Annotated in this window: 21 protein-coding genes; 6 read left to right on the plus strand and 15 right to left on the minus strand. The window is 59.7% G+C overall.

The genetic code is table 11. The features are described from left to right. The first annotated feature begins 101 nt into the window (after nucleotides 1-101). The 4 genes from I3J13_RS18560 (at nucleotide 102) to I3J13_RS18575 (ending at nucleotide 4,503) form a co-directional block, all read left to right on the plus strand. The gene (locus tag I3J13_RS18560; protein WP_196379730.1) at nucleotides 102-1,028 is read left to right on the plus strand and encodes an MYG1 family protein; all 927 of its coding nucleotides are present in this window, start codon (nucleotides 102-104) and stop codon (nucleotides 1,026-1,028) included. A gap of 222 nt (nucleotides 1,029-1,250) precedes the next feature. Beyond that, entirely contained in the window at nucleotides 1,251-1,799 is a 549-nt protein-coding gene (locus tag I3J13_RS18565) for a TRAP transporter small permease subunit (RefSeq protein WP_059761233.1), read from the plus strand. Between the two features lie 14 nt (nucleotides 1,800-1,813). After that, entirely contained in the window at nucleotides 1,814-3,322 is a 1,509-nt protein-coding gene (locus tag I3J13_RS18570; RefSeq protein ID WP_196379812.1) for a TRAP transporter large permease subunit, read from the plus strand. 68 nt (nucleotides 3,323-3,390) lie between these two features. Then, nucleotides 3,391-4,503 carry a TRAP transporter substrate-binding protein gene (locus I3J13_RS18575; RefSeq protein ID WP_020809088.1) on the plus strand — a complete coding sequence of 371 codons (1,113 nt, stop codon included), beginning with the start codon at nucleotides 3,391-3,393 and terminating at the stop codon, nucleotides 4,501-4,503. Between the two features lie 63 nt (nucleotides 4,504-4,566). Here the strand turns inward: I3J13_RS18575 and mctR are convergent, their stop codons facing one another. From mctR to I3J13_RS18590, 3 genes are all read right to left on the minus strand, one after another. Then, complete coding sequence (gene mctR / locus I3J13_RS18580) at nucleotides 4,567-5,199, minus strand: two-component system response regulator MctR (protein ID WP_196379731.1); 633 nt, start codon at nucleotides 5,197-5,199, stop codon at nucleotides 4,567-4,569. Continuing rightward, nucleotides 5,196-6,593 carry a two-component system sensor histidine kinase MctS gene (gene mctS / locus I3J13_RS18585; RefSeq protein WP_196379732.1) on the minus strand — a complete coding sequence of 466 codons (1,398 nt, stop codon included), beginning with the start codon at nucleotides 6,591-6,593 and terminating at the stop codon, nucleotides 5,196-5,198. Before mctS ends, mctR begins: the two co-directional genes overlap by 4 nt. 178 nt (nucleotides 6,594-6,771) lie before the next feature. Next, complete coding sequence (locus I3J13_RS18590) at nucleotides 6,772-8,055, minus strand: cystathionine gamma-synthase family protein (RefSeq protein ID WP_196379733.1); 1,284 nt, start codon at nucleotides 8,053-8,055, stop codon at nucleotides 6,772-6,774. 123 nt (nucleotides 8,056-8,178) lie between these two features. Here I3J13_RS18590 and I3J13_RS18595 point away from each other — a divergent pair, with 123 nt between their 5' ends. After that, nucleotides 8,179-8,637, plus strand: coding sequence for an Lrp/AsnC family transcriptional regulator (locus I3J13_RS18595; protein WP_003521846.1), 459 nt, complete (start codon nucleotides 8,179-8,181; stop codon nucleotides 8,635-8,637). Between the two features lie 55 nt (nucleotides 8,638-8,692). Here the strand turns inward: I3J13_RS18595 and I3J13_RS18600 are convergent, their stop codons facing one another. After that, the gene (locus I3J13_RS18600; RefSeq protein WP_196379734.1) at nucleotides 8,693-10,381 is read right to left on the minus strand and encodes a dihydroxyacetone kinase family protein; all 1,689 of its coding nucleotides are present in this window, start codon (nucleotides 10,379-10,381) and stop codon (nucleotides 8,693-8,695) included. Nucleotides 10,382-10,616: 235 nt separating this feature from the next. Between I3J13_RS18600 and I3J13_RS18605 the strand changes: the two genes are divergently transcribed. Next, on the plus strand, nucleotides 10,617-10,979 hold the full coding sequence (locus I3J13_RS18605; protein ID WP_196379813.1) for a hypothetical protein: 363 nt from the start codon (nucleotides 10,617-10,619) through the stop codon (nucleotides 10,977-10,979). Nucleotides 10,980-11,228: 249 nt separating this feature from the next. Here the strand turns inward: I3J13_RS18605 and I3J13_RS18610 are convergent, their stop codons facing one another. The 11 genes from I3J13_RS18610 to I3J13_RS18660 all read right to left on the minus strand — a co-directional run bounded on the left by I3J13_RS18610 (nucleotide 11,229) and on the right by I3J13_RS18660 (nucleotide 21,563). Then, nucleotides 11,229-11,417 carry a hypothetical protein gene (locus I3J13_RS18610; protein ID WP_196379735.1) on the minus strand — a complete coding sequence of 63 codons (189 nt, stop codon included), beginning with the start codon at nucleotides 11,415-11,417 and terminating at the stop codon, nucleotides 11,229-11,231. A 31-nt stretch (nucleotides 11,418-11,448) separates the two neighbouring features. Beyond that, nucleotides 11,449-12,378 (minus strand): electron transfer flavoprotein subunit alpha/FixB family protein, encoded by a 930-nt coding sequence (locus I3J13_RS18615; RefSeq protein WP_196379736.1) that lies wholly within the window; start codon nucleotides 12,376-12,378, stop codon nucleotides 11,449-11,451. A gap of 25 nt (nucleotides 12,379-12,403) precedes the next feature. Next, nucleotides 12,404-13,150: an electron transfer flavoprotein subunit beta/FixA family protein gene (locus I3J13_RS18620; protein ID WP_003520827.1), complete on the minus strand. Its 747-nt coding sequence runs from the start codon at nucleotides 13,148-13,150 to the stop codon at nucleotides 12,404-12,406. 88 nt (nucleotides 13,151-13,238) lie between these two features. Next, entirely contained in the window at nucleotides 13,239-13,958 is a 720-nt protein-coding gene (locus tag I3J13_RS18625; RefSeq protein WP_196379814.1) for an ABC transporter ATP-binding protein, read from the minus strand. Beyond that, the gene (locus I3J13_RS18630) at nucleotides 13,958-14,773 is read right to left on the minus strand and encodes an ABC transporter ATP-binding protein (RefSeq protein WP_196379737.1); all 816 of its coding nucleotides are present in this window, start codon (nucleotides 14,771-14,773) and stop codon (nucleotides 13,958-13,960) included. Before I3J13_RS18630 ends, I3J13_RS18625 begins: the two co-directional genes overlap by 1 nt. Beyond that, nucleotides 14,770-16,086, minus strand: coding sequence for a high-affinity branched-chain amino acid ABC transporter permease LivM (gene livM / locus I3J13_RS18635; protein WP_196379738.1), 1,317 nt, complete (start codon nucleotides 16,084-16,086; stop codon nucleotides 14,770-14,772). The genes I3J13_RS18630 and livM overlap by 4 nt, the downstream gene beginning before the upstream one ends. Nucleotides 16,087-16,093: 7 nt before the next feature. Next, nucleotides 16,094-17,011 carry an ABC transporter permease subunit gene (locus I3J13_RS18640; RefSeq protein ID WP_020812704.1) on the minus strand — a complete coding sequence of 306 codons (918 nt, stop codon included), beginning with the start codon at nucleotides 17,009-17,011 and terminating at the stop codon, nucleotides 16,094-16,096. An 82-nt stretch (nucleotides 17,012-17,093) separates the two neighbouring features. After that, complete coding sequence (locus tag I3J13_RS18645) at nucleotides 17,094-18,212, minus strand: ABC transporter substrate-binding protein (protein ID WP_080853769.1); 1,119 nt, start codon at nucleotides 18,210-18,212, stop codon at nucleotides 17,094-17,096. A gap of 336 nt (nucleotides 18,213-18,548) precedes the next feature. Then, a complete protein-coding gene (locus tag I3J13_RS18650; RefSeq protein WP_338081646.1) occupies nucleotides 18,549-19,478 on the minus strand; it encodes a LysR substrate-binding domain-containing protein in 930 nt (309 codons plus the stop codon). Nucleotides 19,479-19,542: 64 nt separating this feature from the next. Continuing rightward, nucleotides 19,543-20,748 (minus strand): NAD(P)/FAD-dependent oxidoreductase, encoded by a 1,206-nt coding sequence (locus I3J13_RS18655; protein ID WP_196379739.1) that lies wholly within the window; start codon nucleotides 20,746-20,748, stop codon nucleotides 19,543-19,545. Next, nucleotides 20,745-21,563, minus strand: coding sequence for an NAD-dependent epimerase/dehydratase family protein (locus I3J13_RS18660; protein ID WP_059757528.1), 819 nt, complete (start codon nucleotides 21,561-21,563; stop codon nucleotides 20,745-20,747). The genes I3J13_RS18655 and I3J13_RS18660 overlap by 4 nt, the downstream gene beginning before the upstream one ends. Nucleotides 21,564-21,576: the final 13 nt, after the last annotated feature.

Genomic DNA, 21,576 nt, shown 5'->3' on the forward strand with positions numbered 1-21,576 from the left:
TTAGCCTCCATTGCGAATGGCGGGTTGAGATGCCGTCCGGCAAAGGGTATCAGGTGCCACTCCCAGGCGGAGCTTCCGCAAGCAACAAGGCGCATCCTGACATGATCCCGGACTTCCTCGTCACCCATTCCGGTGGCTTCCATGCCGACGAACTGCTGTCGAGCGTCGTGCTGACCCGGCTTTTCCCGCAGGCACGCCTGATCCGCAGCAGGGCGCCCGAATGGATCGCACCCGGCGCAGACCGCATCGTCTATGACGTCGGCGGTGTTTATGACGCGGCGAAGGGCGCCTTTGATCACCACCAGCGCGGTGCACCGTTGCGGGAGGACGGTCAGCCCTATAGTTCGTTCGGACTGATCTGGAAGCATTTCGGCCGCGATTATCTTGCCGCCTTCGGCGTTCCTGAAGACCATATCGAAACCGTTCACGCCTCTTTCGATGCCAGCTTCGTGCTGCCGGTCGATCTGGTCGACAATGGCGCGCTCAGCCCCTCCACCGCGGGGGCACTCGCCGGGCTGACCCTGCCAGTCCTGCTGGAAACTCTGAAACCTGTTTTCGACGAGACAGATCCCGAAGCGGACAATCGCAGTTTCCACGCGGCGCTGGCCATCGCCCGCAGCTTCGTGGAGGCAAAGATTGCCAACAGCGCCGCGAAATTGCGAGCTGAAGCGCTCGTGAGCCAGGCTATCGTGGATGCCGGCGAGGGACATATTCTGGAACTGCCGATGGGAATGCCGTTTCGGCCCGCCATCAAGAAGGCGGGCGCCGACCATCTGCTCTTCGTCGTTCATCCACGCAACAACGACTGGTGCCTGACCGGCATCCGCCGCGCGGATGAAGGCTTTGAGCTGCGGGCGGATCTGCCGGCGGCCTGGGCCGGCCTGACGGACAAAGATCTAGAAGCGGTTTGCGGCGTCGAAGGCGCGAGCTTCTGCCACAACGGCCGATTTGTCGCGGCGGCCAGAACCCGCGAGGCGGCACTCGCCATGGCGGAGCTGGCGGTAAAAGAGGCGACCGCAGCCAAATAGTGACATGGTAGCCGACCATGCAACCACGCATTTGGGCCGGCAGCGGGAAGCGAAATTAAGCCCCGATGCGGGTTTTGATCTCGCCCATACCCAGTTCTCGGTACGTCTGAGGAAATTCGCCGGCGCGCGCCCTTGAGCGTCAGGCCACCGTGGTTATCCTGCCCGAATTATGGCGGTCACACACGTATTGAGGAGTACGCGGCCGCTTTCGGGGAGGATATCATGAAGTTTCTGTTGGCCGTTTCGCGCGCCATCGATGCCGCCAATGCAGCCATTGGCAAAGGCATTTCCTGGCTGCTTCTCGCGGCTATTTTCATCAGCGCCATCAATGCCGTCATGCGCAAGGCGTTTTCGATGAGTTCCAACGCCTGGCTTGAATCGCAGTGGTATTTGTTTTCCGCCGTGTTTCTGATCGCCGCCGCCTACACGCTTCTTAACAACGAGCACGTGAAGGTCGATCTGGTCTACGGAAATCTTCCGCGCAAGGGGCAGCTGTGGGTCGACATACTCGGGACCATCTTCTTTCTCATGCCCTTCTGCCTCATCACGGTCTATCTCTCATGGCCGGTGTTTCTGCAGAAACTTGCTTCCGGTGAGGTTTCAAACAACACGGGCGGCCTCATTCAATGGCCCGTCTGGGCGCTGATACCGATTGGCTTCAGCCTCCTCGCCATTCAGGGCGTTTCGGAACTCATCAAGCGTGTCGCGATCCTGCGCGGCGATATCCCCGATCCCGTTGCAGAGGCTGACGCCGCGGCGGCAATGCTCTGATCGAAGGAAAAACAATAATGGCATTCATTGCGGAAAATCTCGCGCCGATCATGTTTGCGGCGCTCATCATCGTGCTGTTGCTCGGCTATCCCGTGGCCTTCGCGCTAGCCTTTGTCGGCTTCTTCTTCGGCTTCATCGGGATAGAACTCGGCCTGCTGCCGGCGACGCTGTTCCAGGCCATTCCCGATCGCATATTCGGCCAGATGTCGAACGAAACGCTGCTGGCTATACCGTTCTTCACCTTCATGGGGCTCATTCTTGAAAAGAGCGGCATGGCGGAGGATTTGCTGGACACGATCGGCCAGCTGTTTGGACCGGTCCGCGGCGGCATTGCGTTTGCCGTGATCTTCGTCGGGGCAATTCTGGCCGCAACCACCGGCGTCGTCGCCGCCTCGGTTATCTCGATGGGCCTCATCTCGCTTCCCATCATGTTGCGCTATGGTTATGACCGCAAGGTCGCCGCCGGCACGATCGCGGCTTCCGGCACGCTGGCGCAGATCATCCCGCCCAGCCTCGTGTTGATCGTGCTGGCCGACCAGCTCGGCCGTTCGGTGGGCGACATGTACAAGGGCGCGCTCGTTCCGGGCCTCATGCTCGTGGCGGCCTATACGCTTTATATCATCGTGACCTCGATCATCAGCCCCACGAAAGTCCCCGCCCTGCCGCTGGAGGCGCGGACCCTGCGCGGCACCAAGCTGCTGCTCAAGGTCATCACCTCGCTGGTGCCGCCGCTCGTCTTGATATTCCTCGTGCTCGGCACGATCTTCCTCGGGATCGCCACCCCCACGGAAGGCGGCGCCATGGGTGCTGTCGGCGCGCTCGCCCTTGCGCTTGCCAATCGCAAGCTCAATTTCGGCCTGATCCAGCAATCGCTGCACGCCACGGCAAAGCTGTCGTCCTTCGTGCTGCTCATCCTGCTCGGCGCGCGCGTCTTTTCCCTGACCTTCTATGGCGTGAACGGCCACGTCTGGGTCGAGCATCTGATGACATCGATCCCGGGCGGCGAGATCGGCTTCCTGATCGTCGCCAACCTGCTGGTCTTTTTCCTAGCCTTCTTCCTCGATTATTTCGAGCTGGCCTTCATCATCATCCCGCTGCTGGCGCCGGTCGCCGATGCGCTTGGCATCGACCTGATCTGGTTTGGCGTGATGCTGGCGGTCAACATGCAGACGTCGTTCATGCATCCGCCCTTCGGTTTTTCGCTGTTCTTCCTGCGATCCGTCGCACCGACGCGTGCCTACAAGGATCGGATCACGGGACAGACGATCCAGCCGGTCACCTCGTCACAGATCTATCTGGGCGCCATTCCCTATCTGTTCATCCAGCTGACCATGGTCATCATCATCATCGCCTTCCCCGGCATCGTGATGCACTACAAGTCAGGCGCCAAGCAGGTCGACCCTTCCGCCGTCCATATCAATGTACCGATGCCCAGCATCGGCACGGACGCCGATCCCTTCGCCAATCCTTTCTCGGCACCCGGCAACAGCGCACCCAGCTTCGGAAAGCCGGCCACCCCATGACAATCGGCCGGGCGCAAAAGCGCCCGCCGCAACAAAAATCGCTGACGTTCAATAGGAGGAGGTAATCTATGAAGGTCAACCCAGGTCGCAGACAACTCTTGTCGGGCGGCGTACTTGCAGGGGCGGCTGCGGCTGCTTCGGCACTTGCGACACCCGCCATAGCCCAGTCTTTGCCAACCGTTCGCTGGCGTCTCACGTCCGGCTTCCCCAACAATCTGGACACGATCTATGGCGGCGCCGTCGTCATGGCCAATGCATTGAAGGCGATTACAGGCGGCAAGTTCGAAATCCAGGTCTTCCAGGCCGGGGAAATCGTTCCCGGCGCCCAGGCCATCGACGCCGTAAAAGCCAATACCGTCGAGATTTCCCATACCTGCGGCTATTATTTCACCGGGAAAGATCCGACATTCGCCATCGGTTCGACCATCCCCTTCGGCCTGAACGCCCGCCAGCAGAACGCATGGCTCTACCATGGCGGCGGCAACGAGGCTTACAACGAATTCCTTTCCGACTACGGCGTCATCGGCATTCCCGGTGGAGCGACGGGCGCCCAGATGGGCGGCTGGTATCGCAAGGAGATCAAGAGCATCGAGGATATCAAGGGCCTCAAGATGCGTATTGCCGGTGTCGCGGGACAGGTGCTCGCCAAGCTTGGCGCGGTGCCGCAGCAGCTTCCGGGCGGCGACATCTATCCGGCGCTGGAGCGAGGCACCATCGATGCCGCGGAATGGGTCGGTCCCTATGACGACGAAAAGCTCGGCTTCTACCAGATCGCGCCTTATTATTATTATCCCGCGTTCTGGGAAGGTGGGCTGACGATCCACTTCTTCGTCAATAAGGACCAATACGCAGCATTGCCTGATGAATATAAGGCAGCGCTCGACACCGCCTGCAAGGCCGCCAACATCAACATGCAGGCGCTGTACGACGTCAAGAACAAGGATGCAATCCGCTCGCTGGTTTCCAAGGGCACGCAGCTTCGCCCGCTGCCCCGCGATGTGCTCGACGCCGCCTACAAGGCGACCTTCGAGCTTTATGACGAGTACACGCAAAAGCATCCCGCATGGGCCAAGATCTATCCGGGCTGGAAGAAGTTCCGCGACGAGAGCTTTGAATGGTTCCGCGTTGCCGAATATACCTATGACAGCTACGGCTATGCCATGCAGACGGCCGGCAAATAAGCCGACATAGACTTTACCGAGGCCCCTGGATGGCGACATTCCGGGGCCTCGGGCCTTTGGCGGCTATTCTTTGATAAGCCCGTTATCGATCGCATAGCGGATGAGACCGGCAGTCGTCGCTATATCCAGTTTCCTCTTGATATTCTTGCGATGGGTTTCCATCGTGCGCTCGGCGATGTCGAGCGCCAGGGCAGCGTCGCGATTGCTCTTTCCGCGCGCGATCAGCAGCAGAACTTCCTGCTCGCGTGTCGTCAGCGCCTTCAGCCTGCCGGAAGACCCTTCCATCAGCACATCGCGAACGCCAGAGGAAAAATAGGTGCCGCCGGCAGCCACGGTTTCGATTGCGGCGACTATTTCTTCGGTCGCCACGTCCTTCAGAATGTAACCGGCCGCACCATACATGACCGATGTCGATATATATTCCCGGCTGTCATGCATCGACAGCATCAGCACCCGGGCGGAAAGCTGCTTTTCCTTGAACAGCTCCAGGGCATCGATGCCATTGATCTGGGGCATGTTGATATCCATCAGCACCACATCGGGCCGCGTGGCGACAGCCGCGTCGATACCGGCCATGGCGGACACCGCGGTTCCGACGACTGCGAGATGCTCATAAGTCTCGAGAACGGCCCTCAACCCATCCAGAACCAGAGGATGGTTGTCTATCAACAACACACGGATCGGATAAACGGTCACTCGGCGGCCTCCTGTAAGCCGCTATTGCGATCCTTCATGGCGGTGATGGGCAGCACCGCCCGCAGAACGGTTCCCCTGGTGGAGCTTTCGACATCCAGCCGGCCTCCGAAATGCGTCATGCGTTCCTGCATGTTTCTCAAACCGAGCCCCTTGCTTGCCGGCATCCCGTTTTCTGTCCGAACGGCCGGAAATCCACGGCCATTGTCGCTGACATCCATCTGGACCCGTTCATCGCGGCTGGAAAACCGGATGGCGACCTGCGTCGCGCCGGCATGGCGCTCGATATTGGTCAGCGCCTCCTGTGCGACACGGTAAAGCGCAACCCGCGCCTCCGGAACAAGCATATGCTTGAAGGCCACGGATTCAAGCGTCGCCGCAATTCCCGTGCGTTCGGAAAAACTCGAGATCAGGGATTCCAGAGCCGCCGTCAGCCCCAGATCGTCGAGGACACGCGGGCGAAGATCGTGCGAGATGCGGCGGACTTCCTTGATCGCTTCGTTCAGCGCAATGGCGCCTTTGCCGATTGCCTCGACAGCGCCGACATTCTCCGGTGTGACCTTGCGCCGCGCGAGATCGATCGCAAAACGCACGCCGACGAGATTTTGGGAAATGCCGTCATGCAGCTCCCGGGCAATGCGCAGACGCTCCTCCTCCTGCGTATCGATGATCCTTTGCATCAATTCCTTGAGCCGGCCATCCGCCAGCCGCTGCTGGCGCAGATTGAGCAACATGCAGGTGGCAAACACCAGCAATACGGCGGGAACCGCAAACAGGGCGACGATCAGGAAGTTCCAGGTGATCGAATGCCGCAACTCCTCCTTCGCCGCCGCCGTCGTCGCAAAAACGTCGTCGAGGTAAACGCCGGTACCGATCATCCAGCGCCATTTGTCGAGGCCGGCCGCAAAGGAAAGCTTGTCGGCCATTTTTTTGGTGGAAGGCTTTTCCCACTTGTACTGGACCAGTCCTCCCCCCTTTTTCGCCTCGACGATCAGATCGTAGATCACCCGGTTGCCATCGGGATCGTGGAGATCAAGCCAGTTGTTCCCCGGACGGAAATTCTGTCGCGGATGGACCACGTTCAGCCCGTCATAGTCGTAGACGAAGAAATAGCCGTCAGTGCCGTAGTCGAGACCAGTCAGGATGCGCTTGACCTCTTGCTTCGCGGCCTCGTCATCAGGCCCTGCCCTGTCATAGACCGAGCGGATCGCCGAGAGGGCAAGATTGGTGAGGTTAAGGAGTTCAGCCTCCTTTGCAGCGAGCATGTTGCGTTCGAACGCATCGATGCTCGTGCGCGCCAGCGTCATAGACTGCCACGTAATCAGCGCTGTGATGACGATAATCGCAAGAACGAGAGGCCCGATGGCCAATGCGAGAATCTGGCTCCTGAGTTTCATGCGCCCCCCAACACATTCATCTTGCACACTTCACTTCACAACACTTAATGCCGCAAATCGGCGACGTTGGAAAGCGAGCCGCGCGACGCGACCATAAGTGACCTATCCAGGTTTGTAACCTGAGGGCAGCTTTCAAACATTTCTGTGGCGCGTGGGGTAAGCGGCGTTCCCGTTTTCGTCAGGCCTGATCCAATGCAAGGGTCAGGTCGGCGACAAGATCGTCGGGATGTTCAATACCGATTGACAGCCGGATCGTAGAATCCAGCACACCGATGCGCTGACGGATATCGGCAGGAACTCCCGAATGCGTCATCGTTGCGGGGTGAGATGCAAGAGACTCCGTGCCGCCGAGACTTACCGCAAGTTTGAATATGTTAAGCGCATTGAGGAATTTGAAAGATGCGGCCTGCCCACCGACGATGTCGAACGAGAAGGTCGATCCCGCGCCGGTGCATTGGGCGGTAAACACCCTGCCAACCGCGGATGCCGGATCGCTGAACGGCAGGTAATGGATTTTCTCGACCTTGGGATGCGCATTCAGGAATTCCGCCACGACCCTGGCGTTGCTGTCCGCCCGCTCCATCCGGATCTGCAGCGTCTCAAGGGAACGTCCGAGCATCCAGCACGAATGCGGATCGAGCTGCGTGCCGATTGCTCCACGCAACGCCTTCACCTGTTTCATGACATCCTTCCGGCCGAGCGCTGCCCCGGCAATGAGGTCGGAATGCCCGCCAACATATTTCGTCAGCGAATAGAGCGAGATGTCCGCGCCGTATTCGATGGGCCGCTGGAACACCGGGCCGAGAAGCGTATTATCGCAGGCGATGATCGGCCTGTGCCCCTGCCTTTCGCCGATCACGTCGGCGACCCGGCTCATCATCGAAATGTCGACAATGCTATTTGTCGGATTGGCGGGGGTCTCGATGAGGATGACGGAGACCCTGCCTTTCGCCATCGCCTCCTCTGCTGCAGCCATCACCGAGGTCTCGCTGACACCGTCGGCGAAACCCACTGCCGAGACGCCGAAATTATGGAAGGTCTTGGCCAGCAGCGTCTCCGTGCCGCCATACAGCGGCTGGGAATGCAGCACGGTGTCACCGGCCCGCACGAAGGCGAAAAGCGTCGTTGAAATGGCGGACATGCCCGAGGAGAACAGCGCACAGCTCTCCGTGCGCTCATAAACGGCAAGACGATCCTCGACGATCTCGCTGTTCGGATGGTTGAAGCGCGAATAAACGAGGCCCGCGCCCCTGCCCTCGGGCGGCTCTTTACGGCCGGAGACGTAGTCGAAGAAATCGCGCCCGTCTTCCGCCGATTTGAAAACGAAGGTCGATGTCAGGAACACGGGAGGCTTTACGGCGCCCTCCGACAATTCCGGATCATAACCGTAATTGAGCATCTGGGTTTCAGGATGGAGAGCGTGGTTGCCGATATGGGTTTTGGACGGATGCGGCGCGGTCATTTCCGATGATCCCTCAGCTGGCGTTGAACTACCTGCAGGTTACACGCAGTGAAACCAAAATACCTTGCATTCTGAAGCTTCGAGTTGTCCCATGAAGCAATATATTGCGGAGAATGGTCATTTATGTCGCAAAAAATTGCAGACCCGATCGACAGGCGGATACTCAAGGAATTGTCTGCCGATGCGCGGATCACGAACAACGAACTTGCCGAGCGGGTCGGACTGTCGGCATCGGCGTGCCTGCGGCGGCTTCGACGCCTGGAGGAGATGGGCGCCATCAAAGGGTACTCCGCGATCATCAATCCGGCAATCGAGGGATGGACCATGACCGCCCTTGCGTCCGTCCGCCTCAGCCGCCAGCACGATGACGAAATCCGGATGTTCGAGGCGGCCGTGCTTGACTGGGACGAGGTTCTCGAATGTCATCTGGTCACGGGTCCGAGAGACTACATGCTCAAGGTCATGTGCGGTGGGCTGGAGGATTACGAGCGTTTCATCAAGGACAAGATTGCAAAGCTGAAATGCGTCGAGACCATCGAGACCAGCTTCGTCATGAACACAATCAAGGCGCGGCGCATCTGAGCCTCGCGGCCACGGCGGCAATCCGCTTTCTCATCCGGCCCGCCGCCCATCGGCGCTAATCGTTCCCGATTGCTTCAAGCCAGATGCTGACGGCGACCGCTCCCGCATCGGGATGTCCTATAGCCCGCTCGCCAAGATAGCTCGCGCGCCCGAGCCGCGGCTTCATCGACGCCGTCGCCTCGGCGCCTGCAATGCCTGCCGCCGAGGCGGATCGCCAGGCCTCGTCGGCCGAAGCTCCGGCTGCGAGCTTGTCCCGGAACGTCTCTGCCGCCGGATGAAGCGAATCTATCATCGTACGGTCCCCCGGTTTCGCGCCACCGAGTTCCGAGACGGCAAGAACGGCAGCTCCGAACGCCTCCGCCATCTGTTGGGCCGTCGGCTTTTCGATCCCGGCAAGATGGCGCGAAGCGCGCATCAGGCCCGTGGCGTAAAAGGGACCCGAGCTTCCGCCGATTGCCTTCCGCATCGCATTTGCCATCGCCATCAAGCCACCGGACACATCTGCGAAGCTCTCCCCAGGCAGCGCCAATATTGCTTCGGCACCTCGCACCATGCTTGTTCCAAGGTCACCGTCGCCCGTAACACTGTCCAGCTGCGTCAGTATGGGCTCCGCGGCGATCAGGGCTCGGGCGACCCGCTCCGCGGCGGAACGCAGTCGTTCACCGGCGGCTGTTATCCTGATTTCCGCAGTCACGCTCTTCTCTACACCTGCCGAAGGCAAGACGCGGTTGCGGTTCACCGCACCGCCGCGCGGCCATGCACCGGCGTCTGTTGGCGCATCCATGAGGTTGAGCATTGCGTCGTCCACATGCATGACCGACAGGGAAAAGCCCGGCATATCGAGGGCGGAGAGGAAGGTACCGGCCCATGCCCGTTCGACCACGACGCCCTTTGCTTCAAGGCGTGTGACGGCGGATCGCGCCACGACCGCAAGTTCCATTGGCGGTGTCGATCCCAGTCCGTTGACCAGAAGCGCAACCCGGTCTCCGCTCTTCAGCCTGCCATCGGCTTCAATCGTCTCGAGGACTAGCTTCACAAGCTCGTCCGCCGATGCGATGGACATCCGCCGGACGCCCTGCTCGCCATGGATGCCGAGCCCGACTTCGATCTCAGCGTCGCCAAGGACGAAGCCCGGCCTGCCGACGGCAGGGAGCGTGCAGGAGCCCAGCGATATTCCCATGGAGGACAATTTTCCGGCGGCTTCCCGGGCGATGCGAGCCACCTCTTGAAGGGGGAGCCCCTGCTCCGCGGCCGCGCCGGCAATCTTGTGCACAAGCACTGTGCCCGCAATACCCCGGCGGCGATCGTCGGGAACTGTATCCTTCAACGCAACGTCATCGGCGACGACCACGATCTCGACCGGAATTCCTTCAGCCCGTGCCAGTTCGGCCGCCAATCCGAAATTCAGCCGATCGCCTGTGTAGTTCTTGACGATAACCAGAGCACCGGCGGGTCCGGCCGCAGCCCTGATGCCGGCAAGAACCGCATCGGTGCTTGGCGAGGTGAAGACATCGCCTGCCACCGCAACGGTGAGCATGCCCGCGCCGACATAACCCGCATGCGCTGGCTCATGGCCACTGCCCCCGCCCGACAGGACCGCCACCCTGCGCTTTTCCGGGGCCAGAAGGCCAGACCGGATAACGACATTCTCATCCGCAAGCAGGATCGTCGCGGGGCTGAGGGCCACCACGCCTTCGAGCATGTCCCGCACAACGGTGGCTGGATCGTTGATGAGCTTCTTCATGCCTTACTCCTCGATGCGGTTCGTTGGCCGGCGGGAACGCGCACGTGCCCTGCTGACCGTGAACAAGCACGATCTCCCGGCCAATTTCAAGTTCCAGCTATTCGAACTCGCGACATCGATTGAAGGCGTGCGAGGGAAACACAGGTGCATATCCGCCATTGCCTCTCGCGGCGGAGGCGCTATCATGATCGCGCTGTAGGACGGTAAGCTTTGGGAGGAGCGATACGTGAGACGGATGTGGCCAGACGAATTTGCGTTTCTGCTGGACGGTGCAGAAGAGGTTGACCTACATATTCCATCGGCGGCACATGACGATGGCTCGCCCGGAAAAACAATATCCAGAAAGGCCTTGAAAGCCCGGATCAGCCAGCAGGATTTTGAAAATATCTGGCATCTCGCAGAGGCCCGCTACCGGCTGAATGGCAGGTTCTCTGACAAGGCGATTACGCTGATCGCCAACAACCCCCACTACCAGAAATGGCACCCCTCCGACGGCGGCAGCATCGAAGGCGTCTCCGATAGCGGTCAGAAATACACGACACGCTATGTGATCGTGCACTTTCTTCTGGATGATGTCAGCGAAGCTGTCGAGGCCTGAAATCCGGAGAGGCGGTTCCTGCCGGTGACAGTGCGGAGCGTTTGTGTTGCAACGGGACGAAGAGATTTCGGATAGCTGAAAACAGCGACATTAAGTCGTTGCAAGCCGCCTGCGGATCGGAAACCCTGCATTACCCGCTCCCGTTGTCACAGTGGCAGGTACCCCCGCAGTATCCGCGCCAACGATCGCAACGTCGAATTCCATCGCTTCTCGTGCGGGTGCAATGCACTGAGTTGTCATTTCGCGCGGTCAGTCCAAAAATACATGCTTGAGAAATCGACGGATGCGGGCGAGCAAACCCTGCGACATTCCCTCACATTTCCCGTCGGGCAAGTTACGGCTTTGGGAAGGCTTCTTCGCTTCATCAACGGCGGGTGCGATTTCATTTCTTCGAATTTGCTCGGCATGATCGATGCTGATCTGAAATGGCATTTTCATTCCGGCAATCCTCCAGGTTGGCGTGATGAAACTACAGCGCCTTCTCGAGTTCGGGCAGCGCCTCGAACAGGTCTGCGACGAGGCCGTAGTCTGCCACCTGGAAGATCGGCGCTTCCTCGTCCTTGTTGATGGCGACGATGACCTTCGAATCCTTCATGCCGGCCAGATGCTGGATGGCGCCCGAGATGCCGGCGGCGATGTAAAGCTGCGGCGCAACCACCTTGCCGGTCTGGCCAACCTGCCAGTCGTTCGGCGCATAACCGGCATCGACAGCCGCACGGCTGGCGCCGACGGCGGCACCCAGCTTGTCGGCGACGGGAAGGATGACTTGCCTGAACTTCTCCGACGAACCGAGCGCGCGGCCGCCCGAGATGATGATCTTGGCCGATGTCAGTTCCGGACGGTCGGACGACGCCAGCGCATCGGAAACGAAGCTGGAAAGGCCAGGGTTTGCAGCAGCACCGATGGTTTCAACCGCTGCCGAACCGCCTTCAGCGGCGGCCGCAAAGGCGGTCGGACGCACGGTGATGACCTTCTTCGCATCGGTCGCCTGCACCGTCTGGATGGCGTTGCCGGCATAGATCGGCCGCTTGAAGGTGTCAGGGCTGACGACCTCGATGATTTCCGAGACCTGCGCCACGTCGAGAAGGGCCGCAACGCGCGGCGTCACGTTCTTGGCCGAGGCGGTGGCCGGCGCGATGATGACATCATAGGAAGGCGCAAGCGAAACGATCAGCGCCGCCAGTGGTTCTGCCAGCGCATTGGCATAGGACGCATCGTCGGCGAGCAGCACCTTGGAAACGCCGGAGAGTTTCGCTGCCGCGTCAGCTGCACCCTTTGCATTGGTGCCGGCGACCAGCACATGGACGTCGCCGCCAATTTGCGTTGCCGCCGTCAGCGTCTTGCCCGTCAGGTCGGAAAGGGTTGCGTTGTCGTGTTCTGCCAGAAGAAGAATGGCCATAAGAATATCTCCCTTTTCCGAAACCTTAGAGGACGCCGTCGGCTTTGAGCTTTTCGACCAGCTCGGCAACCGAGCCGACCTTGATGCCGGCCTTGCGGCCTGCCGGCTCTTCGGTCTTCAGCACCTTCAGGCGCGGCGAAACATCGACGCCGAAATCGGCCGGCGCCTTTTTGTCGAGCGGCTTCTTCTTCGCCTTCATGATGTTCGGCAGCGACGCATAACGCGGCTCATTGAGACGAAGATCGGTGGTGACGACGGCGGGAAGCTTCAGCTCAACGGTCTGCAGACCGCCATCGACTTCACGGGTGACTGCGACCTTGCCGTCGGACGGTACGACCTTGGAGGCGAAGGTGCCCTGGCCCCAGCCGAGCAATGCTGCCAGCATCTGGCCCGTCTGGTTCGAATCGTCATCGATCGCCTGCTTGCCGACGATGACGAGGCCGGGCTGCTCAGCCTCGGCAACGCCCTTCAGAAGCTTGGCGACGGCGAGCGGCTCGACCGTCTCGTCGGTCTCGATCAGGATGGCGCGGTCGGCGCCCATGGCGAGCGCGGTGCGCAGCGTTTCTTCCGCCTTGGCCGGGCCGATGGAGACGACCACAACCTCTTCGGCCTTGCCGGCTTCCTTCAGGCGCAGCGCCTCTTCCACCGAGATTTCGTCGAACGGGTTCATCGACATCTTCACATTCGCAAGCTCAACGCCTGAACCATCCGATTTTACGCGGATCTTAACGTTGTAATCGACGACTCGTTTGACAGGGACAAGGATCTTCATCGGCGGCTTTCCTCAGGCGTGGGTGGGAAAATTTCGGTCGGTATCAACTGAAGCATGCAGCATGGCAGAGCCTGCTCGCGGAGCCTGCTCAGTGCAGGCCGAGATAGGCCTTGCGGACGTCTTCATTGTCGAGAAGCGCTGCACTTTCTCCAGACAGATGGATCCGTCCGTTGACCATCACATAAGCCCGTTGCGACAGTTTCAGCGCATGATTGGCGTTCTGTTCGACCAGAAAGATGGTTTTGCCCATGCTGGCGATCTCGGACAAAACTTCGAACACGCGCTTGACGACGAGCGGCGCAAGGCCAAGCGAGGGCTCGTCGAACAGGATCAGTTCGGGCCGCGCCATCATGGCGCGCGCAATCGCCAGCATCTGCTGTTCGCCGCCCGACATGGTGCCAGCCATCTGATTGCGGCGCTCCTTCAACCGCGGGAACAGGTCGAACATCGTCGCCCTGTCTTCGTTGAAATGCTCCATCCCGATTGGCGTCGTCCCCATCATCATGTTCTCCTCGACCGACATGTCCTGATAGATCTGCCGGCCTTCCGGCACCAATGCGATGCCGCGTCTGGCGATCCGGTGGGTCGACAATCGCGAGATATCCTCTCCGCGATGAAGAATACGGCCACCAGTTGCCCGCGGCGATCCGAAGATGGTCGACAGAAGCGTCGTCTTGCCGGCCCCATTTGCACCGATCAGGCTGACGATCTCGCCGGAATGGATATACACATCGACGGATTTCAGGGCCTCGACCGGCCCGTAGTGGGTATGCACGCCAACAAATTCGAGAAGCGGGGTTTGCTGCATCACTGGACCTCTTCTTCGCTGACGCCGAGATAGGCGGCAATCACGGCCGGATCATTCGCCACATGGTCAGGCGTGCCGTTGGATATGACTTCGCCGTGGTCGAGCACGACGATATGGTTCGAAATTCGCATCACCAGCCCCATGTCGTGCTCGATGACCAGCACCGTCAGGTCATGGTCGGCCCGCAATATCTGCAGAACCTCGGACAATTCTCTGGTTTCCGCCGGATTGAGGCCGGCAGCCGGCTCGTCGAGGCAGATCAGTTTTGGCGAGGTGCACATGGCACGGGCAATTTCCAGCCGTCGCTGGCGGCCATAGGGCAGTTCACCGGCAAGCCGGTTGGCATCCTCGGCAAGATGCATGCGCTCCAGCCAATAATAGGCGCGGTCGACCGCCTCGCGTTCGGCGCGGCGATAGGCAGGTGTCGAGAAGACACCGCTCAACAGATTGTTGGCGGTCTGCCGGTGCTGAGCCACGAGAAGGTTTTCCACCACCGACATCTCGCGGAACAGTCGGATGTTCTGGAAGGTGCGGGCGATGCCGGCACGGGTCGCCAGATGCGAGCCGCCGGTAATCGGCCGGGCGATCAGTTCGCCGATATCCTGCGCACCGTTCTCGCCATGCAGAAGGATATTGCCTTCGCTCGCACGATAAAAACCGGTGATGCAGTTGAACATCGTGGTCTTACCGGCCCCGTTGGGGCCGATCAACGCGGTGATTGCGCCTTTTTGGACGGAAAAATTGACGTTGCGGTTGGCGACGATGCCGCCGAAACGCATCGTCACATTGCAAACTTCAAGGAGCGGTGCGGTCATCGGCTTGCCTCCGCATTGGCGCCAACAACAGGAGACGACGCCCGTTCGGCAGACTTGGACGGGAAGAAGGCCGGCCGGGTGACACGGACGAGGCCGCGCGGTTTCCAGATCATCATCACCACCATCAGCACGCCAAAAACGAAGACACGATACTCGGCGAAATCGCGCAGGAGTTCGGGAAGAATGGTCAGGACGAGAGCCGCCAGCACCACTCCGACCGTCGACCCCAGACCGCCGAGCACGACAATGGCGAGGATCAGCGCGGATTCGAAAAAGGTGAAGGATGTCGGGTTCACGAAGCCCTGATGGACGGCGAAGAACACACCGGCGAGGCCGCCGGTCGAAGCACCCAGCATGAAGGCGGAAAGCTTGATGAAGACGTGATTGACGCCGAGCGAGCGGCAGGCGATCTCGTCTTCGCGCAGGGCTTCCCACATGCGGCCGAGCGGCATGACACGCAAACGCTGCACCGCATAGATCACCGCGCAGACGACGAGGAACAGCACCAGATAGATGAACCAGAACTTGTAGTCGGCATTGTAGGGAATGCCGAACGCCTCGTGGAAGGGGGTTCCACCCTGGCGCGCCGTGCGGGTGAATTCGAGGCCGAACAGGGTCGGTGGCGGCACCGGTGCGCCGTTCGGACCGCCAGTGAAGGCCAGCCAGTTATTGAGTACAAGACGAATGATTTCACCGAAACCAAGCGTGACGATGGCAAGGTAGTCGCCATGCATCTTGAGAACCGGAAAGGCGAGGATCATGCCGCAGAGGCCGGCCAGGAACGGAGCAATCATCAGCGCGCTCCAGAAGCCGAGACCCAGATATTGCGAACCGAGCGCCAGAAGATAGGCGCCGACCGCATAAAAGGCAACGAAACCGAGATCCAGCAGACCGGCAAGGCCAACGACGATATTGAGGCCGAGACCCAGCAGGCAGTAGATCAGGGCGAGGATGGCAATACCTAAAAAATATTTGTCGGCGACGAAAGGCAATGCGAGACCGGCGAGAAACAGGATCGCAAGGAGCAGAGCAGGCGAACGCTCCTGCCCCGATCGCACCGTCACGCCACCGCCGCTGCGGCTCAATATCGCCGAGATACGCCGGCCGGCCGGCGTCATTGAAGCGACTGACAGCACGACCCTGCCGATGGTAATGATGGCTGCGATCAGAACCGCGTGAACAAGTTCGTTGCGGAAGGTGAAGCCGTCGAGCACCAGGCCGGAAATCGGCCCGACCAGCACGAGCGAGACACAGAAGGTCAGCAGAGCCTCCTTGCCAAGTTTCAGCAGAGGGTTTTCATGCGTGTTCATCATGGCCTCCTCACACCTTCTGGATTTCAGGCCGCCCGAGCAGGCCATAGGGGCGGAAGAAGAGAAGGACGATCAGCAGACCGAAGGCGAAAACATCCTTGTAGTCGGTGCTGACGTAACCAGCGAAAAGCGCTTCGGTCAGCCCAAGGAGAACACCGCCCAGCACCGCGCCGGGGAGCGAACCGATCCCACCGAGCACGGCGGCGGTAAAGGCCTTGATACCCATCACGAAGCCGATGAAGAAATTGAAGGAGCCGTAGTTGAACGTCACCAGAGTGCCCCCGACTGCCGCAGTCGATGCGCCGATGACAAAAACGGTGGAGATGATGCGATCGGTATCGACGCCAAGCACCGCGGAAATCTGGCGGTTCTGCTGGGTCGCGCGGCACTGCCGTCCGATGCGCGTATGATTGATCACATAGGTCAGGATACCCATGGCGACCAGCGATGCGACCAGGATGATGGTCTGCATATAGGTAATCTGCGCAAAGTGCTCCTCGCCACCGAAGCGGAAGGCGCCCTGTATCAGGATCGGAACGCCCTGGTCACGGGCTCCCTGGGCGATTTGAACATAGCTTTGGAGCATCAGCGAAATGCCGATGGCCGAGATCAGCGGCGCAAGTTTGGTCGAACCGCGCAAAGGCCGGTATGCAACGCGCTCGATCGCCCAGCCGTAGACCGCCGTGACGAAACAGGTGATGACGAGAATAGATATCAGCGCGAAGGGCACTGACTGGATGCCGAAAAAGCTGATGACGGCAAGCACGATCGCCGCGACGTAAGCAGAGACCATGTAAACGTCGCCATGGGCAAAGTTGATCATGCGAATGACGCCATAGACCATGGTATAGCCCACGGCGATGAGACCATAGATGGTGCCCAGCGTGATCCCGTTGATCAGCTGCTGCGCCAAGATGTAAAAATCCATGGCGAACCCCTTTTTTGATTGTTTTTGCCTGCGCAGGCGGGGCCGACTCGGCCATGCCGACCGGCCCCGGTAACAGGATCGTTTAGTTGCGAACCGGAGCGCCCTTGTCGTCGAAAGAGTAGAAGACGAACTTGAAGTCCTTCACGTCGCCCTTGTCGTTCCAGCCGAGATTACCGACCGCGGACTTGACCGTGTTGGCGTGCAGCCATTTCACCTGATCCTCGATCTTGCCATCCTTGGTGCCCTGAATAGCCGCCACGATGGTCTGGGCGCTGGCATAACCGAACAAGGTGTAGTTATCGGGCGCGATGTTCTGCTTTTTGAGGTCCGCAAGCGCATCCGCGGATGCCGGATCTTCCTTTGGATCTGCCGCCGACGAATAATAGACACCCTTGAGGTTCTGCGCGCCGCCGGCTGCGGTCACGATTTCGGCCTGGGCAAGCGCATCGCCGCTGACGAAGGCAACGTCCAGTCCCTGTTCGTGAATCTGGCGGATGAGCGGGCCGGCTTCAGGAATGAGGCCGCCAAAATAGACGGCTTTTGCGCCCGAGCTCTTGATCTTGGTGACGAGCGCGTTGAAGTCGCGTTCACCGCGCGTCAGGCCTTCATAAAGAACCGGCTCGACCTTGCGATCGGCGAGCGTCTTCTTCAACGCATCCACGAGGCCCTGACCGTAGGTATCCTTGTCATGGATAAGAGCGATCTTGTCGATCTTCAGCGTGTCGAGGATGAACGAGCCGGCAACCACGGCCTGCTGGTCGTCACGACCGCAGGTACGGAACACAGTCTCGAGGTCGCGATCGGTGACGATCGGGTTGGTCGAGGACGGGGTAACCATGAGGATACCGGCGTCGTTGTAAATTTCCGATGCGGGAATGGTGCTGGACGAGCAGAAGTGGCCGACGAGCGCCTGCACCTTGTCCTGGTCGACAAAACGATTGGCGACCGCGACCGCCTGTTTGGGCTCGCAGGCGTCATCGCCCTTGACCAGCTCCACCTTCTTCCCATCGATGCCGCCGGCCTCGTTGACGTTTTTGATATAGGCAGAAACACCGGTCCACACCTGCTCACCAAAAGTGGCGTTGGCACCTGTCATCGGGCCAGCAACGCCGATCTTGATCGTGTCTGCAGCATATCCGCTGGAGACGACAAGAACCGACGCGAAAGCAGCGCCCGCAAGAAGCTTCGAAATAGAATTCATTTTTTAAATCCCTCTGGTTTGGCCCAATGACCGTTAGCTGCCCGGAGAATTGCTCTCTCTTTTTGTTGCGATAGCCATCCCCGGGGCCTGTCGCGACAACCAGGGAAAAGGAGCTTAATCGAGGGCGCGTTTGAGAGGGATTTCTGTCGTTCTCCGTCCATCCGGCCAGAAGAAAGACTGCATTACTTGCGGTCCTGACCAAACCAAGAAACAACAGCGATAGACAAGATTTACTTTCTCTCCCTGCTGACGCAGCAAGGCGACAAAATCTTGCATCGCCGCGTCAAGAGAAGCGTCGGCGCATTTGTGCGTTCCGGTTTTCGGAGGGCGGAAAAATCAGTCGAATTCACGTCTGGAGGACCAATCCTCCGCACAAATCCACTCGCAGAACGTCGAGATGATTTTGACCCGCTTGTGGGCTCGCGGCACAACGAGATAGAACCCGGGCACATCTCGCTCCTCCATGTCGTCCAGCCGGTCGATTCCCAGGGGAGCGGCCAGCCTGCCCGCCTTGATGTCGGACAGGGCATCAAGTCTCGACACAAGCCCGACGCCGAGACCCGACACCGTTCCCCGGCGCATGGTGGCAGCATCCTGAAACTCGATTTCGCCGGCGATTTCCGCCGGCTCCAGCCCCAGGTGTCTCAGCACCTTGCCCCACAGGTTTCTGGCCATAACGGGATGTAAAAGTGTGAACGCCGTAAGGTCTTTCGGCTCCCGAATCCGCTCAGCGAGTTCGGGAGCGCAGCAAATGATCTTCGGATCACGCACCAGCAGCTGGCAATCGTAATCCTTCCAGGCCCCGAAGCCCCACTGGATACAAACGTCCACCTCGTCAGCGGCGAAATCGCGGATGCTGACCATGGTTGTCATGCGAATATCCGCGCCGGGCATCAATTCGCGGAATCGTTCCAGTCTCTCCATGAGATAGCGGGTCGCGAAATAGGGGCTGACATTGATATTGATACGGTTTCGATAAGTGGAATTGGTGACGCGGCGAATGCCTTCGGTGAATTCATCGAAACCCGCCTCGATGAAATGGGACAGCACGATGGCCTGTTCCGTGGGTTCTATCACCCGCGCCTTGCGCTCGAAGAGCGGCACATGGAGAATGTCCTCCAGCAACTTGATCTGCTGGCTCACGGCCTGCGGGGTGACCAGCAATTCATCGGCAGCACTACGAAAGCTTCCCTGCCGCATGACGGCCCAGAAGGCGCGTAGCGCATTCAAAGGGGGAAGTCGCATATGCTGCCCGGCCAATTTCACCTCCGCTGCGAAACGAGATTTCCGACGCTTATCCGAGCTGTGTGCATCGGATAAGCGCTTTATATTAGATCACCGCCTTTTCAAGGAAAGGTCGATTTTCGACAATGCGTTCAAAGCCGACTTCCGTCAGGTCCAGTGTCCGGTATTCGCCATAAACGATCAGTTCGGAAACGCCGCGCCCTGTCGCCGATCCCTGCTGCAGGCCATGCCCGGAAAAGCCGTTGGCGAAGATGAAGTTGCGAACCTGTGGATGACGGCCAACGACCAGATTGTGGTCCAGCGTATTGAAGTCGTAATGACCGGCCCACTGGTTCACGACCTTGATCGCCTCGAAAGCGGCTGACCGTTCGGCAAGGGCCGGCCAGATGATTTCTTCAAACTCTTCGTAGCGCGGTTCGAAATCGTCCCAGTCCGCTGCCGGGTCTTCAATGGGTGGGCAGCCGGACAGGAAAAAACGACCCTCGGGACGGCAGAAGACACCGCTCGGGTCGATCATCAGCGGCAACCGACCCTGGTTGACTGCAGCAGTGCCTTCCGGCGTTTTCGCACAATCGAAGACGAAAAGCGTGCGCTTGCGGGGTTCAACCGGAATATGAAGACCGGCCATTCTGGCGGTCAAAGCGGCACGCGGGCCCGATGCGTTGACGATTGTACCAGCCTTGACCACGGCGCCGGATTTCAACGTTATCTGTGTTACGGTATCGCCTTCACGACCGATCCCAACCACCTCGCCGGTGACATATTCGGCACCCAACGAGCGGGCCTTGTTCTTGAAGCCGTACATCAGACCGGTATTGTTGAACCAGCCTTCGCCGGACCGGCCGTAGGACGCAAGTTCGATGTCGACGACATTGAGGTGCGGGAAGGCTTCACCGAGTTCATCCCTGTTCCAGAGAACGACATCGGCGCCACATGCCTTTTGCGCTAAGTGATTTTCCCGCAGAATCTCCACCTGCTCCGGCGTACTGGCAAGGAAGAGATAGCCGCCGGAATGGAAGCCGAGATCGGGCTTGTCATCTCCGACCTGCATCATCTCGCCGAAATTGCGGATCACCTCGGACCCGTACTGGCTGATCCTGACGTTGATCGGATTGGAGAACTGCGTGCGGATCGATGACGACGACAGCGATGTCGATGCAGTCAGATAGGTTGGATCCCGCTCCACGACCAGAATGGAGCCTTTGAAGTCCGGATTGGCGGCGAGATAATAGGCTACAGCGGAGCCGATGACCGCTCCGCCGACGATCACCACGTCATAGGCGTCTTTCATTTGGAGACCTCATCGTCAGGATGTCCGAGATCGACGAACCAGCCGCCGAGATAACGTGTGGCGGGCGCCTTGGGGTCATTCGGCGCCGTCCGTCCCTCGACATCGGCGCGAAATCGCTCGGAATTATCCTCCGGCTGAAAACCGATGTGGCCGCTCAGAGAATTGTCCACGGGCTTAACTTTATTATCGGAGATGCCGAAGCTGATTGTATGTCCAATCCGCGGAGCCGTCAGGCTGGCTTCGACGAGGCGCACGCAATCACCGAACGAAAGCCACGACCAAAGCATGCGACGGTCCGCAGGCTCCGGGAACGACGAGAATATGCGCAGGCAGGCGGATTCGATGCCGAACTTGTCCCAGTAGAACCGGCTTAGTGCCTCCACGAAGCATTTCGATACGCCGTAAAGGCTGTCGGGGCGCACCGGCGCGTCGACATCGATATGCGCTTCCAGCTCGTGATAGCCGATGGCGTGAACCGAAGAGGCATAGACGACGCGCTTCACGCCATTCTGCCGGGCGGCTTCGTAGATATTGTAACTGCCCTGAATGTTGGAATCGAGAATGGTCGCCCAGCCCGTCTCAAGCGGCGCGCCGCCAAAATGAACGATGGCGTCGACACCCTCGGCAGCCTTCATCACGGCAGCTGCATCCGAAAGTTCGAATGTCAGCGCTTCCTCGTTGGCGCGGACGTTTTCTACCGCAATGCGATCAGCAAGGCGCAGCGTGTCTGCAAGATGCGCAAGCCCCTTGCGTAACTCGGTGCCGAGCCGTCCGGCCGCACCGGTGATCAGGATGGTCTTGAAGGGTTTTGTCATGGGATCCTTGAGG

Origin of the sequence: Agrobacterium leguminum (assembly GCF_015704895.1) — a bacterium.
GTDB lineage: Bacteria > Pseudomonadota > Alphaproteobacteria > Rhizobiales > Rhizobiaceae > Agrobacterium > Agrobacterium leguminum.